The following is a 16,820-nucleotide window of genomic DNA, read 5'->3' as shown; positions in this document are numbered from 1 at the left end:
TTATAAATGAAAAAAATAGTAGCGCTTGCGCTTCTGGCGGCGGCTGTTGTAGCCGTTGCAGGGGTTCGTTATGCAGGTAATGACGAACCAGAATATATTCAATCTGCAGAAATTCGCGTGGGTTCCTATTTAACCAGCGACTATGGTGGCGTTGCCTGCACCAGCAAAAAAGTGAACGATCAGCGTTGGGAATTAGATTGCACTCATCAGGCAAGAGGAAAAACATTCCAGTTCGCGGTGTATCCCTCTGAAAAAGCACCTTATGGTGTCGCACGCTCCTTTTATCTTGAAGCCATTAACGATGACGCAAAACAGAGCGCTGAACAGGGGCTTATGCGTTATTTGCAGATCAATACCCATGCAGGTTAATAAGACTGTTTAACCTTCGTTAAGACAACGGGTGTTAGGTTGTATGGGATCCGCAGCCCGGCCATGGAGTGTCGGGACGTAGAGACCAAAATACAAATCTATCCATGCAAGCATTTACCGCCATTTTTGGCGGTTTTTTTTGCTCAGTGTTTACCCTGGTTTTATGGCTTCAGTCGATAATGTGACTGCACCAGGCCAGAAGGGAAGCTGCGGCTTGATACCAGCGTCAAATCGATATCTCCGGGCAGGGCGCCGAACAGCGATTTTCCCGATCCGAGCAGAACAGGAACGGTCGTGATCACCATATCCGCTACCAGTCCTTCGCGCAGGAACGACTGGATCACCTGTCCACCATCGAGATAGACGCGATGGACGTTCTGCATCGCCAGATCGTCAAGCACCTCCTTTGGCGTGCGGCTGGAAAACTGTACTTTGCCCCTCAGCGCGTCGGGTACGGGCGTGTCGGCCAGCTGTCGGGAAAGCACCAGCACGGGCCGATCATACGGCCATGTGTCAAAAGTCAGCACCTTCTCATAGCTCCCCCGGCCCATCACGATCCACTCTTTATCCGCGATGAACGCCGCATAGCCATGATCCTCAGTCGGGTCATCGCGCTGCAGCAGCCACTCGATATCGTCATTGTGTCGGGCGATGTAGCCATCAAGACTGGTTGCGATAAAAACGTGTGTGGTGACCATCAGGTGCTCCGTATTAACCATAAAACTAACGCCTCAGCGGGCGGTACCAGTACGTGAAAATTGTTTGCGATACTGAGCCGGGGAGAGCGCGAACTGCTGGCGAAAATGATGACGTAATGTCGACGCCTGACCAAATCCGGTCTGTTCCGCGATGCTGTCGATGCTTAACCGGCTGCTTTCCAGATAATCTTTCGCTCGCAGCAGGCGCTCATTGATCAACCAGCGTGCGGGCGTCATTCCCGTTGCCGCCTCGAAGCGGCGAAGAAAGGTGCGCTGGCTCATTCCGACCCGACGCGCCAGCGAGTCGACGCTATGCGCTTCGATAAGATGCGTGTGCAGAAAATCAAACAGCTGGCCGAGACGTTGACTCTCCCGCAGCTGCGCCACCGGGCGGCTCAGCTGCTGCGGCTGAGATCCATCCCTGTGAGGGGGAATGACCAGCCGACGCGCCACGCTGTTGGCGGTTTCCATGCCATAATCCCGACGCACAACGTGCAGGCAGAGATCGATCCCCGCCGCGCTGCCCGCGGAGGTCAGTATATCGCCCTCATCCTGGTAGAGCACATCCTCAACCACGTCGATGTCAGGGTAACGGGCTTTTAGCGTATCAATGTAGCGCCAGTGCGTCGTGGCTTTACGTCCATTCAACAGCCCCGTAGCGGCCAGGACAAACACACCCGAGCAGATGGAGAGTAGCTGACACCCGCGCGCACTGGCCTGACGCAATGCGCCGCAGAGCGCATCCGGAACCGGTGAGTCCAGCCCCCGCCAGCCCGGAACCACAATCAGATCGGCGGACTCAAGCAGAGAGATATCGCCATCGGTAATGATGCGGATCCCGCCCGTCGCCCGAAGTTCACCGCTGTCCACGCCCGCCACGGCAAAACGATACCATTCGTCGCCCAGCTCGGGGCGAGGCAGGCCGAATATTTCCACCGCCACCCCAAACTCAAAGGTACACAGACCGTCATACGCCAGCACGACCACCTTCGGGCGGGCAAGTTGTCTTAAGTTTGTCATCTTTTTGCTGTTTTCTGGCATAAGCGAGCGCATTCACGGGCTGAATTTGTGGATAGAGTAGTGTTAACACAAACGCCAAAGATGAGGAAGGATCATGAGCTATGTTACTGAATTTCCGGCTGCCGAGCCGCAGGAAGCTGTTACCCATTTTCTGCGTCGCCTGAGCGTCGAAACCGACTGTGCCGATGTGCATCATGCCATCGCCAATAATGAGCAGGACTTTGTTTTGCTGCATGTGGTGGGGAGCCCGGAGCAGTTTGCCCGTCGTCACGTACCTGGCGCATTGCATCTGCCGCGGAGCCAGATTACCGCTGAGCGCATGGCTCAATGGCCTGAAGGCACGCTGTTCGTTGTCTACTGCGCAGGGCCGCACTGTAACGGCGCGGACAGAGCCGCGCTCAAGCTGGCGCGCCTCGGGCTGCCGGTCAAAATCATGCTCGGGGGGATCGCCGGCTGGGAAGATGAAAAGTTCGCCTTTGCCAGCAGCGAAACCTCCGCCGCGCTGTGAAGATGAATTTTTTTCAATGCCCGTGAAATTTTCTCGTTTGCCGACGCCGGTGAGGTATGACATTGTTTTTGGACATTTAGACATCCAGAAGTCTGAAGCTTCAAATAATGAATTATCACTGCTGGCAATTACCGTCGGCAGACTGAGGAGATTTCCATGCAACGACACCACGCCCCGTACCGCGCCGATGTAGTCGGCAGTTTTTTACGCCCGGATGCCATCAAACAGGCGCGCCTGAAGTTCGCCAGCGGCGAAATCGATGCCGGACAGCTTCGCGCGGTAGAGGATGAGGCCATTCGCCACGTCGTTGAGCAGCAGTGTGCGTGCGGCCTGCACGTGGTCACCGACGGCGAGTTTCGTCGTGCCTGGTGGCACTTCGACTTCTTCGACGGACTGCAGGGCGTTGAACGTTACGATTCGCAGCAGGGCATCCAGTTTAACGGGGTGCAAACCAAAGCCCACGGCGTGCGCGTCACCGGCAAGCTGGGCTTCGGTGACCATCCAATGCTCGAAGATTTTCGCTATCTGAAAAGCATCAGCGGGAACGCCCAGCCGAAAATGACCATTCCCAGCCCGAGCGTGCTCCATTTCCGCGGCGGTCGCAAAGACATTGATGCGACAGTGTATCCGGACCTGAACGTCTATTTCGACGATTTGGCCACCACCTGGCGTGATGCCATCCGCGCTTTCTATGACGCGGGCTGCCGTTATCTGCAGCTGGATGACACCGTCTGGGCCTATCTCTGTTCGGACGATCAGCGCCGTCAGATCCGCGAGCGAGGCGATGATGCCGATGAGCTGGCGCGCATCTATGCCCGCGTTCTGAACAAGGCGCTGGAAGGCAAGCCGGACGATCTGACCATCGGGCTGCACGTTTGTCGCGGCAATTTCCGCTCCACCTGGATTTCCGAGGGCGGCTACGAGCCGGTAGCGGAAGTGCTGTTCGGGACGGTCAACGTTGACGCGTTCTTCCTTGAATATGATAACGACCGCAGCGGGGATTTCGCGCCATTGCGCTTTGTTCGACCGGGCAAGCAGCAGGTGGTGCTGGGTCTGATTACCACGAAAAACGGCGAGCTGGAAAACCCGGAGGGGATTAAAGCCCGTCTGGAAGAGGCGGCGAGATACGTGGCAAAAGAGCAGATCTGCCTCAGCCCGCAGTGCGGCTTTGCCTCAACCGAAGAGGGCAACAGCCTGAGCGAAACCCAGCAGTGGGACAAAGTCCGTCTGGTCACGCAGATCGCCAGCGAAGTCTGGTAAAATCGTCCTCCTCAGCGCTGCATTATAAAAGTGCAGCGCTGTGCCATTCTGAGACGTTCTCTTTACATCCGGTGTTCCCCTCCCAGAAATAGCGCTATCTCCACTCTGGCATCCTTTTTGCTCCTGCTTCGCTGACACTTTTATTTCCGCGTCCACGCCGTAACGGACGTTTCCGCACAGCGTTCTTTTTCAGGAGTGAAAATATGCAGCGTCGTACCTTATTAAAAGCCTTTGCGTTATCCGCGTCCGTCGTGGCGATGGGCATGAGTTTTGGCGTGCAGGCGGCCGATACCATCAAAGTGGGGATCATGCATTCTCTTTCCGGCACGATGGCCATCTCCGAGACCCCGCTGAAGGATGTCGCCCTGATGACGATTGATGAAATCAACGCCAAAGGCGGCGTGCTGGGTAAGAAACTGGAGCCGGTGGTGGTGGACCCGGCCTCAAACTGGCCGCTGTTTGCCGAGAAGGCCCGTCAGCTGCTGAGCCAGGATAAAGTGGCGGTGGTATTCGGCTGCTGGACGTCTGTTTCGCGCAAATCCGTACTGCCGGTCTTTGAGGAGCTGAACGGCCTGCTGTTCTATCCGGTGCAGTATGAAGGCGAAGAGATGTCGCCAAACGTCTTCTATACCGGCGCGGCGCCGAACCAGCAGGCGATCCCGGCGGTGGAATACCTGATGAGCGAAGACGGCGGCGCGGCGAAACGCTTCTTCCTGCTGGGAACCGATTACGTCTATCCGCGCACCACCAACAAGATCCTGCGCGCGTTCCTGCATTCGAAAGGGGTGGAGGATAAGGACATCGAAGAGGTTTACACCCCGTTTGGCCATAGCGACTACCAGACCATCGTCGCCAATATCAAAAAATTCTCAGCGGGCGGCAAAACCGCCGTGGTGTCGACCATCAACGGCGATTCCAACGTGCCATTCTACAAAGAGCTGGCTAACCAGGGACTGAAGGCGACGGACGTGCCGGTGGTGGCGTTCTCCGTGGGTGAAGAAGAGCTGCGCGGGATCGACACCAAACCGCTGGTGGGCAACCTGGCGGCATGGAACTACTTTGAATCCGTGGATAATCCGACAAACCAGACCTTTGTGGCGGATTACAAAGCCTATGCCAAAGCGCATAAGCTGCCGAACGCCGATACCGTGGTGACCAACGATCCGATGGAAGCGACTTACGTAGGGATTCATATGTGGGCGCAGGCGGTGGAAAAAGCGGGCACTACCGACGTGGATAAAGTGCGTGCGGCGATGGCTGGTCAGTCCTTTAAGGCGCCGTCAGGCTTTACGCTCACCATGGATGCCACCAACCACCATCTGCATAAGCCGGTCATGATCGGTGAAATCGAAGGCAACGGTCAGTTCAACGTGGTGTGGCAGACGGAACAGCCGGTACGCGCCCAGCCGTGGAGCCCGTTCATCGCCGGGAATGACAAAAAGCCCGACCAGCCGATGAAAACCGCCAGCAACTAAGCCATCACCGCAGGGAGAAACGTCATGAACGCCATGCGCCTGTTCATCGCTCTTGTATGGCTTTCCGGACTGCTGCCAGGGATGGCGCAGGCATCGGATGCCGATCGTTTTGTTGCCGCCAGCCGCAGCCAGCAGGCGGATTTGTTGACGCAGTGGGCCGCCGCGCCGGACGTGGTTAGGCTGCCGCTGCTGCAGGCGCTGCAAAAGGAAAACTTGTATACCGACCGCCAAAAGCACGCCTTTGCGCAGCGCAATGGTCAAATGATCTCGCTCGGTGACGCAAAGGCGGCCGAAGGGCCAACCAAAGCCGTTCGTCTGACCAACCGGCTGCGCGTACTGGCCGCCACGGCCATCGCGACGCATCAGCTGGTGAGTGACAGCGTCACCGAAAGGCGATCGGCGGCACGTCAGCTTCAGCGGGATGCCCAGCCCGGGATGCTCGCTTTTCTGGAAAAGCGGGTAAACGATGAAACGGACGCGGTGGCGCGTCAGGCGCTGCTGCTGGCGGTGGCAAATCTCCAGCTAGCCAGCCCGCTGGCCGAGGTGCGCCGCAAGGCTGTTGAATTATTAGGGCAGTCTGACGATCCGGACGTGGAGTCCAGACTTACCCCGTTTACCCAGGCACAGACAGAGCCGGATGCCGGGGTTCGCGCCGCCGCGCAGGAGAGTCTTAGCCAGATCCAGCATCGGCTGATGTGGGGCGATCTGCTGGGCCAGGCGTTTATGGGGCTTTCTCTGGGGTCGGTGCTGCTGCTGGCGGCGCTGGGGCTTGCCATCACCTACGGCCTGCTGGGGGTCATCAATATGGCGCACGGCGAAATGCTGATGCTGGGCGCGTATGCCACGTGGATGGTGCAGCAGGCGATGGCCGGGCTTGCGCCCCAGTGGCTGGCGCTCTATCCCGTTATCGCGCTGCCGGTCGCGTTCTGCCTGACGGCTGGCATCGGGATGGTGCTGGAGCGCACCGTGATTCGCCATTTGTACGGTCGTCCGCTGGAAACGCTGCTGGCGACGTGGGGCATCAGCCTGATGCTTATCCAGTTGGTGCGCATGACCTTTGGCGCCCAGAACCTCGAGGTGGCAAACCCGGCATGGCTCTCCGGTGGGGTGCAGGTTTTTGCCAACCTGACGCTGCCATGGAACCGCATTGTGGTGCTGGGCTTCGTGCTGCTGGTGCTGTTCTTCACCTGGCTCATTCTGAACAAAACCCGTCTGGGGCTCAACGTGCGGGCGGTGACGCAAAACCGCAGCATGGCCGCCTGCTGTGGGGTACCGACAGGGCGCGTCGATATGCTGGCGTTTGGGCTTGGCTCCGGGATTGCGGGGTTAGGCGGCGTGGCGTTATCGCAGCTCGGTAACGTCGGGCCGGAGCTGGGCCAGGGCTATATTATTGACTCTTTCCTCGTGGTCGTTCTTGGTGGCGTAGGCCAGCTGGCAGGCAGCGTGGCCGCGGCGTTTGGTCTGGGGATCTTCAATAAAATCCTTGAACCACAGATGGGTGCGGTGCTGGGCAAGATCGTGATTCTGGTTGCGATCGTGCTGTTCATTCAGAAACGCCCCCAGGGGCTGTTTGCGCTGAAAGGGAGGATGATTGACTGATGAGCCAGCCGCTGACCTTAACGCTGGCGCGCAAAGCGCCACGCACAACGCAACTTGCAGGCAGCCTGCTGGTGGTGTGTCTGCTGATATTACCGTTTTTCGCCTTACTGCCTGCGACGCATCCGCTGGCGCTGTCGACCTGGATGCTGACCCTGATTGGCAAGATCCTCTGCTACGCCATCGTTGCGGTGGCGCTGGATCTGGTGTGGGGATATGCCGGGATGCTGTCGCTTGGGCACGGGATCTTCTTCGCGCTGGGCGGCTACGCGATGGGCATGTACCTGATGCGCCAGGCCGCGGGCGAAGGTCTGCCCGCCTTTATGTCGTTTCTCTCCTGGAGCGAGCTGCCGTGGTTCTGGTGGGGAACCCAGCATTTTGCCTGGGCGCTGGTGCTGATTGTGATGGTGCCGGGACTGCTGGCGCTGGTGTTTGGCTGGTTTGCCTTCCGCTCAAAGATCAAAGGGGTCTACTTCTCGATTATGACCCAGGCGCTGACCTATGCCGGGATGCTGCTGTTCTTTCGCAACGAAACCGGCTTTGGCGGCAATAACGGCTTTACCGGCTTCACCACGCTGCTCGGGTTTTCAGTAACGGAAACGACGACCCGTATCGCGCTGTTTCTTGCCACCGTGCTGTTGCTGCTCCTGGCCCTGAGCATAGGGTTTGCGCTGGCGAAGAGCAAGTTTGGCCGCATTCTGACCGCCGTTCGCGACGCCGAAAACCGGCTGACGTTTTGCGGCTACGATCCGCGCGGGTTCAAGCTGCTGGTGTGGACGCTCTCTGCCGTACTGTGCGGTCTGGCGGGGGCGCTCTATGTGCCGCAGGTGGGCATTATCAACCCGGGCGAAATGTCGCCGACAAACTCGATAGAGGCCGCCATCTGGGTGGCGCTGGGCGGGCGCGGCACGCTGGTGGGGCCGGTGATTGGCGCGGCGCTGGTGAATGGGGCGAAAAGTTTCTTCACCGTCGCGATGCCGGAATACTGGCAGCTGTTTCTGGGGTTGATTTTTATCGCCGTCACGCTGTTTTTACCGCGCGGCGTCTATGGTCTGTTTCGAAAGGGAGATAAATAATGCAGCCAGCCGAAGGGTTATTTACCCGCCAGTTGCCCGGCGATCGTTACCGCCAGCAGACCGACCCGGTGCTTCAGCTTGAGGCCATTAACGTCAATTTTGATGGCTTTCAGGCCCTGACCGATCTCTCGCTGAATATCGGCGTGGGTGAACTGCGCTGCGTGATTGGCCCCAACGGAGCCGGTAAAACCACGCTGATGGACGTCATCACCGGCAAAACGCGTCCAAAGAGCGGCAGGGCGATTTACGATCAGTCCATCGATCTGACCGCGCTGGAGCCTGCGGCCATTGCCCGCCAGGGGATCGGGCGTAAATTCCAGAAACCCACCGTTTTTGAAGCGCTGACGGTGTGGGAAAACCTGGAGATCGCCATGAAAACCGATAAGTCCGTCTGGGCGAGCCTGCGGGCAACGCTCAACGGTGAACAGCGCGACCGAATCGATGAGATGCTGGTTTTGCTGCGCCTTAGCAGCGAGCGCGACCGCCGCGCCGGGCTGCTTTCCCACGGGCAAAAGCAGTTTCTGGAGATCGGCATGCTGCTGGTGCAGGACCCGCATCTGCTGCTGTTGGATGAACCCGCCGCCGGGATGACCGACGCAGAAACGGAATATACCGCCGAGCTGTTCAAAACGCTGGCGGGCAAGCACTCCCTGATGGTGGTGGAGCACGATATGGGCTTTGTTGAAACCATCGCCGACCATGTGACGGTGCTGCATCAGGGGCGGGTGCTGGCGGAAGGGTCGCTTCGCGAGGTGCAGGCTAACGAGCAGGTGATTGAGGTCTATCTGGGACGTTAAGGAGAGGGAATGTTACAGGTCAACGAACTGAATCAGTATTACGGCGGCAGCCATATCCTGCGCGGCGTGAGCTTTGAGGCTAACACTGGCGAAGTCACCTGCCTGCTGGGGCGCAACGGCGTCGGGAAAACCACGCTGCTGAAGTGTCTGATGGGGCTGATCCCGGCGAAAACCGGGGAGGTCATCTGGCAGGGTAAAAAGATCACCCACAGCAAGCCGCATCAGCGGGTGCAGACTGGCGTGGCGTACGTTCCGCAGGGTCGCGAGATTTTCCCGCGCCTGACCGTGGAGGAAAACCTCCAGCTGGGGCTGTCGCGATTTTCCGCCCGCGAGGCGAAGCAGGTGCCGGAGGAGATCTGGCAGCTGTTCCCGGTGCTCAAAGAGATGAAGCATCGTCGCGGGGGCGATCTCTCCGGGGGACAACAGCAGCAGCTGGCGATTGGGCGCGCGCTGGCGAGTCGTCCGCAGCTGCTGATTCTGGATGAGCCGACCGAAGGCATACAGCCGTCGGTGATTAAAGAGATTGGCCAGGTGATCCGCACTCTGGCGGACCGGGGGGATATGGCGATCCTGCTGGTTGAGCAATTTTACGACTTTGCCGCCGAGCTGGCAGACAGCTATCTGCTAATGTCGCGCGGCACCATTATTCAGCGCGGACGGGGTGAGAACATGGAGCAGGAGGGCGTGCGCGGCCTGGTTGCGATCTGAAATGTTATAATATAACATCCTCGTTCTTATCAAACGGAATGAGGGTGTTATGTTGACTGCACATATTGGAAAATTTGCTATGACTCTGGGGGCGCTGCTGGTCAGCGGCCAGCTGTTTGCTCACTCGCACGGCCATCAGATGACTGAAGCGGAACAGAAAGCGGCGAACGGTGTGTTTGAGGATAAAGACGTGAAGGACAGAACGCTGTCTGACTGGGACGGCACCTGGCAGTCGGTCTATCCGTTCCTGCTTGATGGTTCGCTCGATCCGGTCTTTAAACAGAAAGCGCAGAAAGACAAAAGTAAAACCTTTGACGAGGTGAAAGCCTACTACCGAACGGGTTATGCGACGGACGTGGATGCTATCGGCATCGAAAATAACGTGATGGAGTTCCATCAGGGTAAAGCGGTCAGCCGTTGTCAGTATGATTACAGCGGCTACAAAATTCTGACCTACGCGTCAGGTAAGAAAGGCGTTCGCTATCTGTTTGAGTGTAAGGATGCCGCTAGCAAGGCGCCGAAGTTCGTGCAGTTCAGCGACCATACCATCGGACCGAAGGCCTCGTCTCACTTCCATATTTTCATGGGCAATATCTCCCACGAGGCGCTGCTGAAAGAGATGGATAACTGGCCGACCTATTACCCGAACGAGATGTATAAAGAGCAGGTGGTGGAGGAGATGTTGCACCACTGATGCTTTATTGCCGGGTGGCGGCTGCGCCTTACCCGGCCTGCATTTGCTACGCCGCTTTGGGCGACTCGCACCACGCCTTCACGCTCATCCCGCGCAAAATCATCAGCCATGCGACAACAATGGCGACCATCATGATGACAAACAACGACCAGTGCGGCAGGTTGGTCAGTATGATACCGGTGATCATCGGGTTTGCCGCCGCGCCGAGCCAGCCCAGCGCCTGCGCGGAGAAATAGCTCGCCTTCATTCCCGGTGGCGCAATGTTGTCGATCAGCATGTATTCGCCAGGGGCATAGATAATCTCACCCAGGGTGAAGATGGCGGCAGCAATGCCCCAGTAAACCAGGTTCTCTCCGGAGAGCATAAAGCCGCCCAGCCCCACGATAAAAAACAGGGTAGCGAGGGTCATCAGCGGGCGTATATTGCTGGCTGAGATCTTGCGGCCCAGCGCATATTGCAGCGTCACCACCACGGCGGCGTTGACCGGGAGCACCACGGCCACCACCTTTTCGGCGAAATCACTGTCCGCATGCGCGGCCAGAACGTATTGCGAAATACAGCTCGCGAACGACCCGCCCACGTAGGACGCCAGCAGGCCAGAGAGCGTGTACCAGAACAGCGCGCGGTCTTTCAGTAATACCGACGGCTGCCAGGGCGTCTTCTCCTCGGTAGTATCGAGCGCCACGCTTTTTTGCACAAAGAAATGGATAAAGCCCAGCGGCAGCACGGCGCAGAAGGCCGCCAGCCAGAACGGCAGCTGCAGGCTGTACATCACCAGCAGGGTGCCAATTGGTGGTCCGATCGTCCAGCCAATGTTCAGGAAGCTGTAGTTCAGCGAGAAGACGCGCGCTTTCTGGCTCGCGGTGAGCACGTCGGAGAACCAGGCCTTCAGCACCGTCGAAAAGACGGAATAGGCGCAGTTGATCAGCGCAAAGAACAGCACCACCAGCGTGACGTTATCGACCAGCGGGATCGCGACAAAGCCGGCGATAAAGGCCACGATGGCGATCAGCATGTAGCGTTTTTTATCAAACTTATCGGCAAGAATGCCAAATCCCAGGCTGAACACCACGCCGATAGTCAGCGCAATCGTCAGGGCATAACCAATATTCTCGACGCTCATGCTGTAGACGCGCGTGAGATAGATGGTCATAAACGGCAGCGTTGCCCCTCGACCAATGGTTAACAACAATGACGATGCCAGCAGCGCTGCGGTTGAGCGCCTGAGAGATGGTTTCATATTCCTGCCCGACAGTTGCTTATGCTTTTATTAGATGTGTGTTAACAGGATTACCATGACATAAGGGGCTTGTATAGCACCTGATTTATCCCTAAGTGCTTCAGCTGCCTGCCAGAAATAATGATCTTCTCTCGGCGCACTTTTTTCTGTTACCTTGAAGTGTTAACAAATTATTAATAATTCAGGGGCTGGGTATGACGCGGAAAGACGGGCTGCTGGCGTTGCTGGTGGTCGTAGTATGGGGGCTCAACTTTGTGGTCATTAAGCTGGGGCTGCACAACATGCCGCCGCTGATGCTGGCCGGTTTACGCTTTATGTTGGTCGCTTTTCCGGCCATCTTCTTTGTCGCCCGCCCGAAGATCCCATTGAAACTGCTGCTGGGCTACGGTCTGACCATTAGCTTTGGCCAGTTCGCGTTTCTCTTCTGCGCCATCAAGTTCGGTATGCCGGCGGGTCTTGCCTCGCTGGTGTTACAGGCGCAGGCGTTCTTTACCATTATTCTCGGGGCGTTCGTGTTTGGCGAGCGTCTGCAGGGCAAACAGCTGGCGGGGATCACCCTGGCGGTGTTCGGCGTGCTGGTGCTGATCGAGGCCAGCCTGAATGGTCAGCATGTGGCGCTGCTCGGGTTTGTGTTGACGCTGGCGGCAGGGCTGAGCTGGGCCTGCGGGAATATCTTCAACAAGCTGATTATGCAGCACGAGGCGCGCCCGGCGGTGATGTCGCTGGTGGTGTGGAGCGCACTGATCCCGGTGATCCCGTTTCTGCTGGCGTCGAGTATTCTGGACGGTCCGGCGGTGATGCTGAACAGTCTGGTCGACATCGATATGACCACGATCCTGTCTCTCGTCTATCTGGCCTTTGTCGCCACCATTGTGGGCTACGGGATCTGGGGATCGCTGCTGGGACGGTATGAAACCTGGCGCGTCGCGCCGTTATCCCTTCTGGTACCGGTGGTAGGGCTTGCCAGTGCGGCACTCTTACTGGATGAAACGCTAAGCGCGCTGCAGCTGTTTGGCGCCGTGCTGATCATGGCCGGGCTGTACATTAACGTGTTTGGTCTGCGGGTTCGTCGGACGACGCGGGTAAGCGAAAAGGCATAAAAAAAGCCCCGCGTCTGCGGGGCAAAAACGAATCAGAGGCCGTGCTGATTATAATAAGGCACGCCTAATTCGTCGGATTTGTCGCTACCAGCACCCATATGGTTGAAATCATAAGGCGACTGGTCATGTGCTGACGGCAAAATCATCGTATCAGGATTATTTTGCTGCGTTGCACGAGGGGTTTGCTCCGCGAAGGTCTGGCTGGAGAACAGCACCAGCAAGGCGAGGGCGGCGGAGGCGATAACTTTCATGATTTCCTCGGTTACGTCTGTTACAGGCGATGATTAACTACAGTGTTTTAACGGATACAGGTATCGGGATTCGCCCGGCACGCTGGTGATTCGGTACTTATGAGGCGGCACGTCAAAATAGTTCTTGAACGTACGCGTCAGGGTTTGCTGCGATTCAAATCCGTAACGCTCCGCCAGATAAAGGATCGGCTCATTGCTTTCTTTCAGTTTCTGGGCAATTTCCGTCAGCTTGCGGCTGCGAATATATTGACCTAATGAATGACCGGTCTCTTTTTTGAACATCCGTTGCAGGTGCCATTTGGAGTAACCCGAACGCTCTGACACTTTTTCAAGGGAGAGCGGCGATTCCAGGTTATCTTCGATCCAGTCCAAAATGCTATGAATGGTAATAGCGTCAGTATTGCGTCTGGACATCGTCATACCTCTTTTTTCTGTTTACGGCAGGATTTTCTTCAGCAAAAGCTCAAGGGTTGCCACTTCATCTGCCGTTAAGTTTTTTGTTAGTTCCTGATGCAGTGTTTGTCCTACTAATTGATGACATTGCTCGCACATGTCCGCGCCATCGCTGGTTAGCTTCACCAGTACGCCGCGTTTGTCATTCGGGTTAGGGCTTCGTTCTATCCATCCTTTGCAGACGAGACGATCGAGCATGCGGGTTAACGCGCCCAGATCGACAGAGAGCACCTTTTTCAGCTCAACCGGCGTGATACACACTTCGCAGCGAATAGAACACAGCACTTTGAACTGTGTTGCGGTGATATCCAGCGGTGACAGGTAGTCATTGAGCAGGCGATCTTTTTTCTGATTGACCATATGAATAAGACGACCCAGCGGAACAACGTCGTTAAAGATATCACTGGTGCTTTTCACAATGGTTGCCCTGGCAAGTAATTAGTCACGGCAGATATTATTGCTCAGGCAAGTATAAGTCAACTGAATGAGTCAGCCGATGCCACGAATTGCTAAAACGTTTCATGAACTTTTTTTGAGGTCTTTCAAATCAGATAGATAACTGACAGTTATCTTTTCAGAAGGGAAATAATCGTTACGTTACACCCATGGCTGAATGTCACACTTTCACCCTATAATTGCTGTGTTAAATATGGATAAGGACAACAACGCACTATGTTGGATTTAATTAAAGCAATCAGCCTTGGGCTGGTGGTCTTGCTGCCGTTGGCTAACCCGTTAACGACGGTGGCGCTGTTCCTCGGGCTGGCAGGGAATATGAACAGCGCCGAGCGCAACCATCAGTCGATGATGGCCTCGGTGTATGTGTTTGCCATCATGATGGTGGCTTATTACGCCGGACAGGTGGTGATGAATACCTTCGGGATTTCCATCCCGGGCCTGCGTATCGCCGGGGGGCTGATTGTGGCCTTTATTGGTTTCCGCATGCTGTTCCCGGCGCAAAAAGCGCATGAGTCGCCGGAAGCGGCCAGCAAATCGGAAGAGCTGGAAACCGAACCGAGTGCCAATATCGCCTTTGTGCCGATTGCCATGCCGAGCACGGCGGGGCCGGGGACCATCGCGATGATCATCAGCTCCGCGTCGACGGTGCGTGACAGCGCAACCTTCCCGGACTGGGTGCTGACGGTAGCGCCACCGCTGATTTTTGCGATTATCGGTCTTATCGTATGGGTGTCGCTGCGCAGTTCTGGCGCCATTATGCGCTGGGTAGGTAAGGGCGGTATCGAGGCAATTTCCCGTCTGATGGGCTTCTTACTGGTCTGTATGGGCGTGCAGTTTATTATTAACGGCGTGCTGGAAATTATTAAGACCTATCATTGATGTCTATCATTGATGTGATTGCCGGGTAAGGCGTAGCCGCCACCCGGCAAGAAGGCTCACCCGTGCTGCCCCTGTTCCTCCAGCGCCACCGGCCATTTACGGAAGATGAGCACCGACCAGACAAGCGCCACCAGGGCCGGAATAGCCCCCAGATAGCCAATCGCCGACATCGACACGTGCAGTATGACCTGATTTCCCACCAGCGCGCCCGCGCCAATCCCCAGATTGAAAATCCCGGAGAATAGCGACATGGCAACGTCCGTTGCATCCGGCGCCAGGGCCAGAACTTTCACCTGCATGCCCAGACCAATAATCATGATCGCCACGCCCCAGAACAGGCTGAGGATCGCCAGATGGCTCTCACTGCCCGCGGCGGGCATCATCAGCAGCAGGCAGGCCAGCAGCAGGCCGATGGCGCTGCTCACCAGCAAGGAGGCGTGCCGGTTACCCAGCTTGCCAAACAGCACGCTGCCAATAATGCCCGCGCCGCCGAGGATCAACAGTAAGACGGTGGCAAAATTGGCGCTAAAGCCCGCTACCATCTGCACAAACGGTTCAATGTAGCTATACGCCGTGTAATGGGCCGTCACCACAATGACGGTCAGCAGGTAGATACTCAGCAGCGCCGGGCGACGCATCAGCAGCGGCAGGCTTTTCAGCGAGCCGGAATGTTCGCTCGGCAGCGCGGGCAGCAGTTTAATCAGACATACCAGCGTAACCAGCGCACCCATACCGATGGCGAAGAAGGTCGTACGCCAGCCGAAGTATTGCCCCACGATGCGGCCAATTGGCAGACCCAGCACCATCGCCAGTGCGGTACCGGTAGCAATCAGGCTCAGCGCCTGCGCGCGTTTCCCTGCCGGCGCCAGGCGAATCGCCAGCGACGCGGTGATAGACCAGAACACCGCATGGGCAAAGGCGATGCCGATGCGGCTCATGACCAGCACCGTAAAATTCCACGCCATAAATGACAGCACGTGGCTCGCAATGAACAAGACAAACAGACCGATCAGCAGCCTGCGCCGCTCCATCTGGCTGGTCAGCAGCATAAACGGCAGGGACATCAGCGCCACTACCCAGGCGTAGATGGTCAACATAATGCCCACCTGAGCCGTTTCCATCTGGAAACTTTCAGCGATGTCAGACAACAGCCCAACCGGAACAAATTCTGTGGTATTAAAAATAAACGCGGCAATGGCCAGCGTGACCACGCGTAGCCACGCAACCCTGCGGGAAACTGTGTTCGTTGTCATAGGGATGTCGGAGATTCGTTGCTGAAAAGAAGAGGAGACGATCTTAAAACGTCAAACGGCGAAAACTCAACCATTATGTGATGCAGATCTCAATATTTACCTTATAAAAGCGGTAGCCGGGAACGCTGTTTTCATTGAATATAAAAGAACAACATAATAAAAACAGGCGGTAAGACAATGCAGGAGATTGATTTTTATCTGGTCGATGCGTTCAGCGATACCTCGTTCGGCGGCAACCCGGCAGCCGTTTGCCCGCTGAAAGCGTGGTTGCCCGATGAGAACTTACTGAAAATGGCGCAGCAGCATAATCAGTCGGAAACGGCGTTTTTCGTCTGCAGTAAAGGGGGCATTGAGCTCCGCTGGTTTACCACGCTCACCGAAGTCAATCTCTGCGGCCACGCTACGCTGGCGGCCGCGCACGTGCTGTTTACCGAGCTGGATTACCCGGATTCGCGGATCCACTTTGAAACCGCCTCTGGCCGCCTGACGGTCAGCCGGGAGGGGGAGTGGATGACGCTGGACTTCCCGGCATGTCCAACCCATGAAGAGACGCCCCCGCCTGAGATGCTTTCGGCGCTGGGTATCAGCCGCTACGTTGAAGCCCGTAAAGGACGCGCCTGGCTGATCGTTCTGGATAATCGCCAGCAGGTTGAAGCGCTTGCGCCACGCTTCTCGGCGATGACGCCGGGCGAGCATAAGGTGAGCGTGACGGCGCGGGGTGAGGGGGAATACGATTTTGTCAGCCGCTTTTTCTCCCCCGGCGTTTCCGTCCCGGAGGACCCGGTCACCGGCTCCGCGCACACGATGCTGATCCCGTACTGGAGCGAAAAGCTGGGCAAAACGACGATGTTTGCCCGTCAGGTTTCAGCGCGCGGTGGCGATGTGCGCTGTGAGCTGAAAGGCTCGCGGGTGCTGATGAGCGGACAGGCCACACTTTATCTGAAAGGCACAGTTTTTCTGCGCTAAATAGCCATAACAAGAGAG

Annotated in this window: 19 protein-coding genes; 12 read left to right on the top strand and 7 right to left on the bottom strand. The window is 56.9% G+C overall.

Going from position 1 to position 16,820, the window contains the following annotated elements; genetic code table 11:
• The first annotated feature begins 6 nt into the window (after positions 1-6).
• Positions 7-369, top strand: a complete 363-nt coding sequence (locus ACDO57_RS05905) for a hypothetical protein (protein WP_024908434.1) — start codon at positions 7-9, stop codon at positions 367-369.
• A 161-nt stretch (positions 370-530) separates the two neighbouring features.
• Here the strand turns inward: ACDO57_RS05905 and ACDO57_RS05900 are convergent, their stop codons facing one another.
• Both ACDO57_RS05900 and ftrA read right to left on the bottom strand, forming a co-directional pair.
• Positions 531-1,067: a dihydrofolate reductase family protein gene (locus ACDO57_RS05900; RefSeq protein ID WP_139210870.1), complete on the bottom strand. Its 537-nt coding sequence runs from the start codon at positions 1,065-1,067 to the stop codon at positions 531-533.
• 33 nt (positions 1,068-1,100) lie between these two features.
• Positions 1,101-2,108, bottom strand: a complete 1,008-nt coding sequence (ftrA, locus tag ACDO57_RS05895; RefSeq protein ID WP_048991137.1) for a transcriptional regulator FtrA — start codon at positions 2,106-2,108, stop codon at positions 1,101-1,103.
• A 73-nt stretch (positions 2,109-2,181) separates the two neighbouring features.
• On the opposite strand from ftrA, the gene ACDO57_RS05890 reads away from it, so the two are divergent.
• The 8 genes from ACDO57_RS05890 to zinT all read left to right on the top strand — a co-directional run bounded on the left by ACDO57_RS05890 (position 2,182) and on the right by zinT (position 10,201).
• Positions 2,182-2,595, top strand: a complete 414-nt coding sequence (locus ACDO57_RS05890; RefSeq protein ID WP_370883661.1) for a rhodanese-like domain-containing protein — start codon at positions 2,182-2,184, stop codon at positions 2,593-2,595.
• A 156-nt stretch (positions 2,596-2,751) separates the two neighbouring features.
• A complete protein-coding gene (locus ACDO57_RS05885; protein WP_048991140.1) occupies positions 2,752-3,855 on the top strand; it encodes a cobalamin-independent methionine synthase II family protein in 1,104 nt (367 codons plus the stop codon).
• A 203-nt stretch (positions 3,856-4,058) separates the two neighbouring features.
• Positions 4,059-5,330, top strand: a complete 1,272-nt coding sequence (gene urtA, locus ACDO57_RS05880) for an urea ABC transporter substrate-binding protein (RefSeq protein ID WP_370883660.1) — start codon at positions 4,059-4,061, stop codon at positions 5,328-5,330.
• A gap of 24 nt (positions 5,331-5,354) precedes the next feature.
• The gene (gene urtB / locus ACDO57_RS05875) at positions 5,355-6,929 is read left to right on the top strand and encodes an urea ABC transporter permease subunit UrtB (protein WP_370883659.1); all 1,575 of its coding nucleotides are present in this window, start codon (positions 5,355-5,357) and stop codon (positions 6,927-6,929) included.
• Positions 6,929-8,002: an urea ABC transporter permease subunit UrtC gene (gene urtC / locus ACDO57_RS05870; RefSeq protein WP_370883658.1), complete on the top strand. Its 1,074-nt coding sequence runs from the start codon at positions 6,929-6,931 to the stop codon at positions 8,000-8,002. The genes urtB and urtC overlap by 1 nt, the downstream gene beginning before the upstream one ends.
• Complete coding sequence (urtD, locus tag ACDO57_RS05865) at positions 8,002-8,799, top strand: urea ABC transporter ATP-binding protein UrtD (RefSeq protein ID WP_370883657.1); 798 nt, start codon at positions 8,002-8,004, stop codon at positions 8,797-8,799. The genes urtC and urtD overlap by 1 nt, the downstream gene beginning before the upstream one ends.
• A gap of 9 nt (positions 8,800-8,808) precedes the next feature.
• Entirely contained in the window at positions 8,809-9,507 is a 699-nt protein-coding gene (gene urtE / locus ACDO57_RS05860; RefSeq protein WP_370883656.1) for an urea ABC transporter ATP-binding subunit UrtE, read from the top strand.
• 52 nt (positions 9,508-9,559) lie between these two features.
• The gene (zinT, locus tag ACDO57_RS05855) at positions 9,560-10,201 is read left to right on the top strand and encodes a metal-binding protein ZinT (RefSeq protein WP_370884112.1); all 642 of its coding nucleotides are present in this window, start codon (positions 9,560-9,562) and stop codon (positions 10,199-10,201) included.
• A 46-nt stretch (positions 10,202-10,247) separates the two neighbouring features.
• Here zinT and ydeE read toward each other — a convergent pair whose 3' ends face one another.
• Positions 10,248-11,441, bottom strand: a complete 1,194-nt coding sequence (gene ydeE / locus ACDO57_RS05850) for an efflux MFS transporter YdeE (protein WP_370883655.1) — start codon at positions 11,439-11,441, stop codon at positions 10,248-10,250.
• 194 nt (positions 11,442-11,635) lie between these two features.
• On the opposite strand from ydeE, the gene eamA reads away from it, so the two are divergent.
• On the top strand, positions 11,636-12,541 hold the full coding sequence (gene eamA / locus ACDO57_RS05845; RefSeq protein WP_208762868.1) for an O-acetylserine/cysteine exporter: 906 nt from the start codon (positions 11,636-11,638) through the stop codon (positions 12,539-12,541).
• 32 nt (positions 12,542-12,573) lie between these two features.
• On the opposite strand, the gene marB is transcribed toward eamA, so the two are convergent.
• From marB to marR, 3 genes are read right to left on the bottom strand one after another with little or no spacing between them, the layout of a single operon-like run.
• The gene (gene marB, locus ACDO57_RS05840; RefSeq protein WP_023335698.1) at positions 12,574-12,792 is read right to left on the bottom strand and encodes a multiple antibiotic resistance protein MarB; all 219 of its coding nucleotides are present in this window, start codon (positions 12,790-12,792) and stop codon (positions 12,574-12,576) included.
• Positions 12,793-12,825: 33 nt separating this feature from the next.
• Positions 12,826-13,206, bottom strand: coding sequence for an MDR efflux pump AcrAB transcriptional activator MarA (gene marA / locus ACDO57_RS05835; RefSeq protein ID WP_008502237.1), 381 nt, complete (start codon positions 13,204-13,206; stop codon positions 12,826-12,828).
• 21 nt (positions 13,207-13,227) lie between these two features.
• On the bottom strand, positions 13,228-13,662 hold the full coding sequence (gene marR / locus ACDO57_RS05830) for a multiple antibiotic resistance transcriptional regulator MarR (protein ID WP_032647191.1): 435 nt from the start codon (positions 13,660-13,662) through the stop codon (positions 13,228-13,230).
• A 255-nt stretch (positions 13,663-13,917) separates the two neighbouring features.
• Between marR and ACDO57_RS05825 the strand changes: the two genes are divergently transcribed.
• Positions 13,918-14,583 carry a MarC family NAAT transporter gene (locus ACDO57_RS05825; RefSeq protein ID WP_024908448.1) on the top strand — a complete coding sequence of 222 codons (666 nt, stop codon included), beginning with the start codon at positions 13,918-13,920 and terminating at the stop codon, positions 14,581-14,583.
• 56 nt (positions 14,584-14,639) lie between these two features.
• On the opposite strand, the gene ACDO57_RS05820 is transcribed toward ACDO57_RS05825, so the two are convergent.
• Positions 14,640-15,836, bottom strand: a complete 1,197-nt coding sequence (locus tag ACDO57_RS05820; RefSeq protein ID WP_370883654.1) for a sugar transporter — start codon at positions 15,834-15,836, stop codon at positions 14,640-14,642.
• A gap of 177 nt (positions 15,837-16,013) precedes the next feature.
• On the opposite strand from ACDO57_RS05820, the gene ACDO57_RS05815 reads away from it, so the two are divergent.
• Positions 16,014-16,802: a PhzF family phenazine biosynthesis protein gene (locus ACDO57_RS05815; RefSeq protein WP_370883653.1), complete on the top strand. Its 789-nt coding sequence runs from the start codon at positions 16,014-16,016 to the stop codon at positions 16,800-16,802.
• The last annotated feature ends 18 nt before the right edge of the window (positions 16,803-16,820 follow it).

Source organism: Enterobacter cloacae complex sp. 2015409, from assembly GCF_041365315.1.
GTDB lineage: Bacteria > Pseudomonadota > Gammaproteobacteria > Enterobacterales > Enterobacteriaceae > Enterobacter > Enterobacter pseudoroggenkampii.
This window is presented reverse-complemented; position numbering and strand designations above follow the sequence as displayed.

Bases quoted from the DNA above. Each gene is read 5' to 3' on its own strand.
- ACDO57_RS05905 (WP_024908434.1), top strand. From the start codon at position 7: ATGAAAAAAATAGTAGCGCTTGCGCTTCTGGCGGCGGCTGTTGTAGCC.
- ACDO57_RS05900 (WP_139210870.1), bottom strand. From the start codon at position 1,067: ATGGTCACCACACACGTTTTTATCGCAACCAGTCTTGATGGCTACATC.
- ftrA (WP_048991137.1), bottom strand. From the start codon at position 2,108: ATGCCAGAAAACAGCAAAAAGATGACAAACTTAAGACAACTTGCCCGC.
- ACDO57_RS05890 (WP_370883661.1), top strand. From the start codon at position 2,182: ATGAGCTATGTTACTGAATTTCCGGCTGCCGAGCCGCAGGAAGCTGTT.
- ACDO57_RS05885 (WP_048991140.1), top strand. From the start codon at position 2,752: ATGCAACGACACCACGCCCCGTACCGCGCCGATGTAGTCGGCAGTTTT.
- urtA (WP_370883660.1), top strand. From the start codon at position 4,059: ATGCAGCGTCGTACCTTATTAAAAGCCTTTGCGTTATCCGCGTCCGTC.
- urtB (WP_370883659.1), top strand. From the start codon at position 5,355: ATGAACGCCATGCGCCTGTTCATCGCTCTTGTATGGCTTTCCGGACTG.
- urtC (WP_370883658.1), top strand. From the start codon at position 6,929: ATGAGCCAGCCGCTGACCTTAACGCTGGCGCGCAAAGCGCCACGCACA.
- urtD (WP_370883657.1), top strand. From the start codon at position 8,002: ATGCAGCCAGCCGAAGGGTTATTTACCCGCCAGTTGCCCGGCGATCGT.
- urtE (WP_370883656.1), top strand. From the start codon at position 8,809: ATGTTACAGGTCAACGAACTGAATCAGTATTACGGCGGCAGCCATATC.
- ydeE (WP_370883655.1), bottom strand. From the start codon at position 11,441: ATGAAACCATCTCTCAGGCGCTCAACCGCAGCGCTGCTGGCATCGTCA.
- eamA (WP_208762868.1), top strand. From the start codon at position 11,636: ATGACGCGGAAAGACGGGCTGCTGGCGTTGCTGGTGGTCGTAGTATGG.
- marB (WP_023335698.1), bottom strand. From the start codon at position 12,792: ATGAAAGTTATCGCCTCCGCCGCCCTCGCCTTGCTGGTGCTGTTCTCC.
- marA (WP_008502237.1), bottom strand. From the start codon at position 13,206: ATGTCCAGACGCAATACTGACGCTATTACCATTCATAGCATTTTGGAC.
- ACDO57_RS05825 (WP_024908448.1), top strand. From the start codon at position 13,918: ATGTTGGATTTAATTAAAGCAATCAGCCTTGGGCTGGTGGTCTTGCTG.
- ACDO57_RS05820 (WP_370883654.1), bottom strand. From the start codon at position 15,836: ATGACAACGAACACAGTTTCCCGCAGGGTTGCGTGGCTACGCGTGGTC.
- ACDO57_RS05815 (WP_370883653.1), top strand. From the start codon at position 16,014: ATGCAGGAGATTGATTTTTATCTGGTCGATGCGTTCAGCGATACCTCG.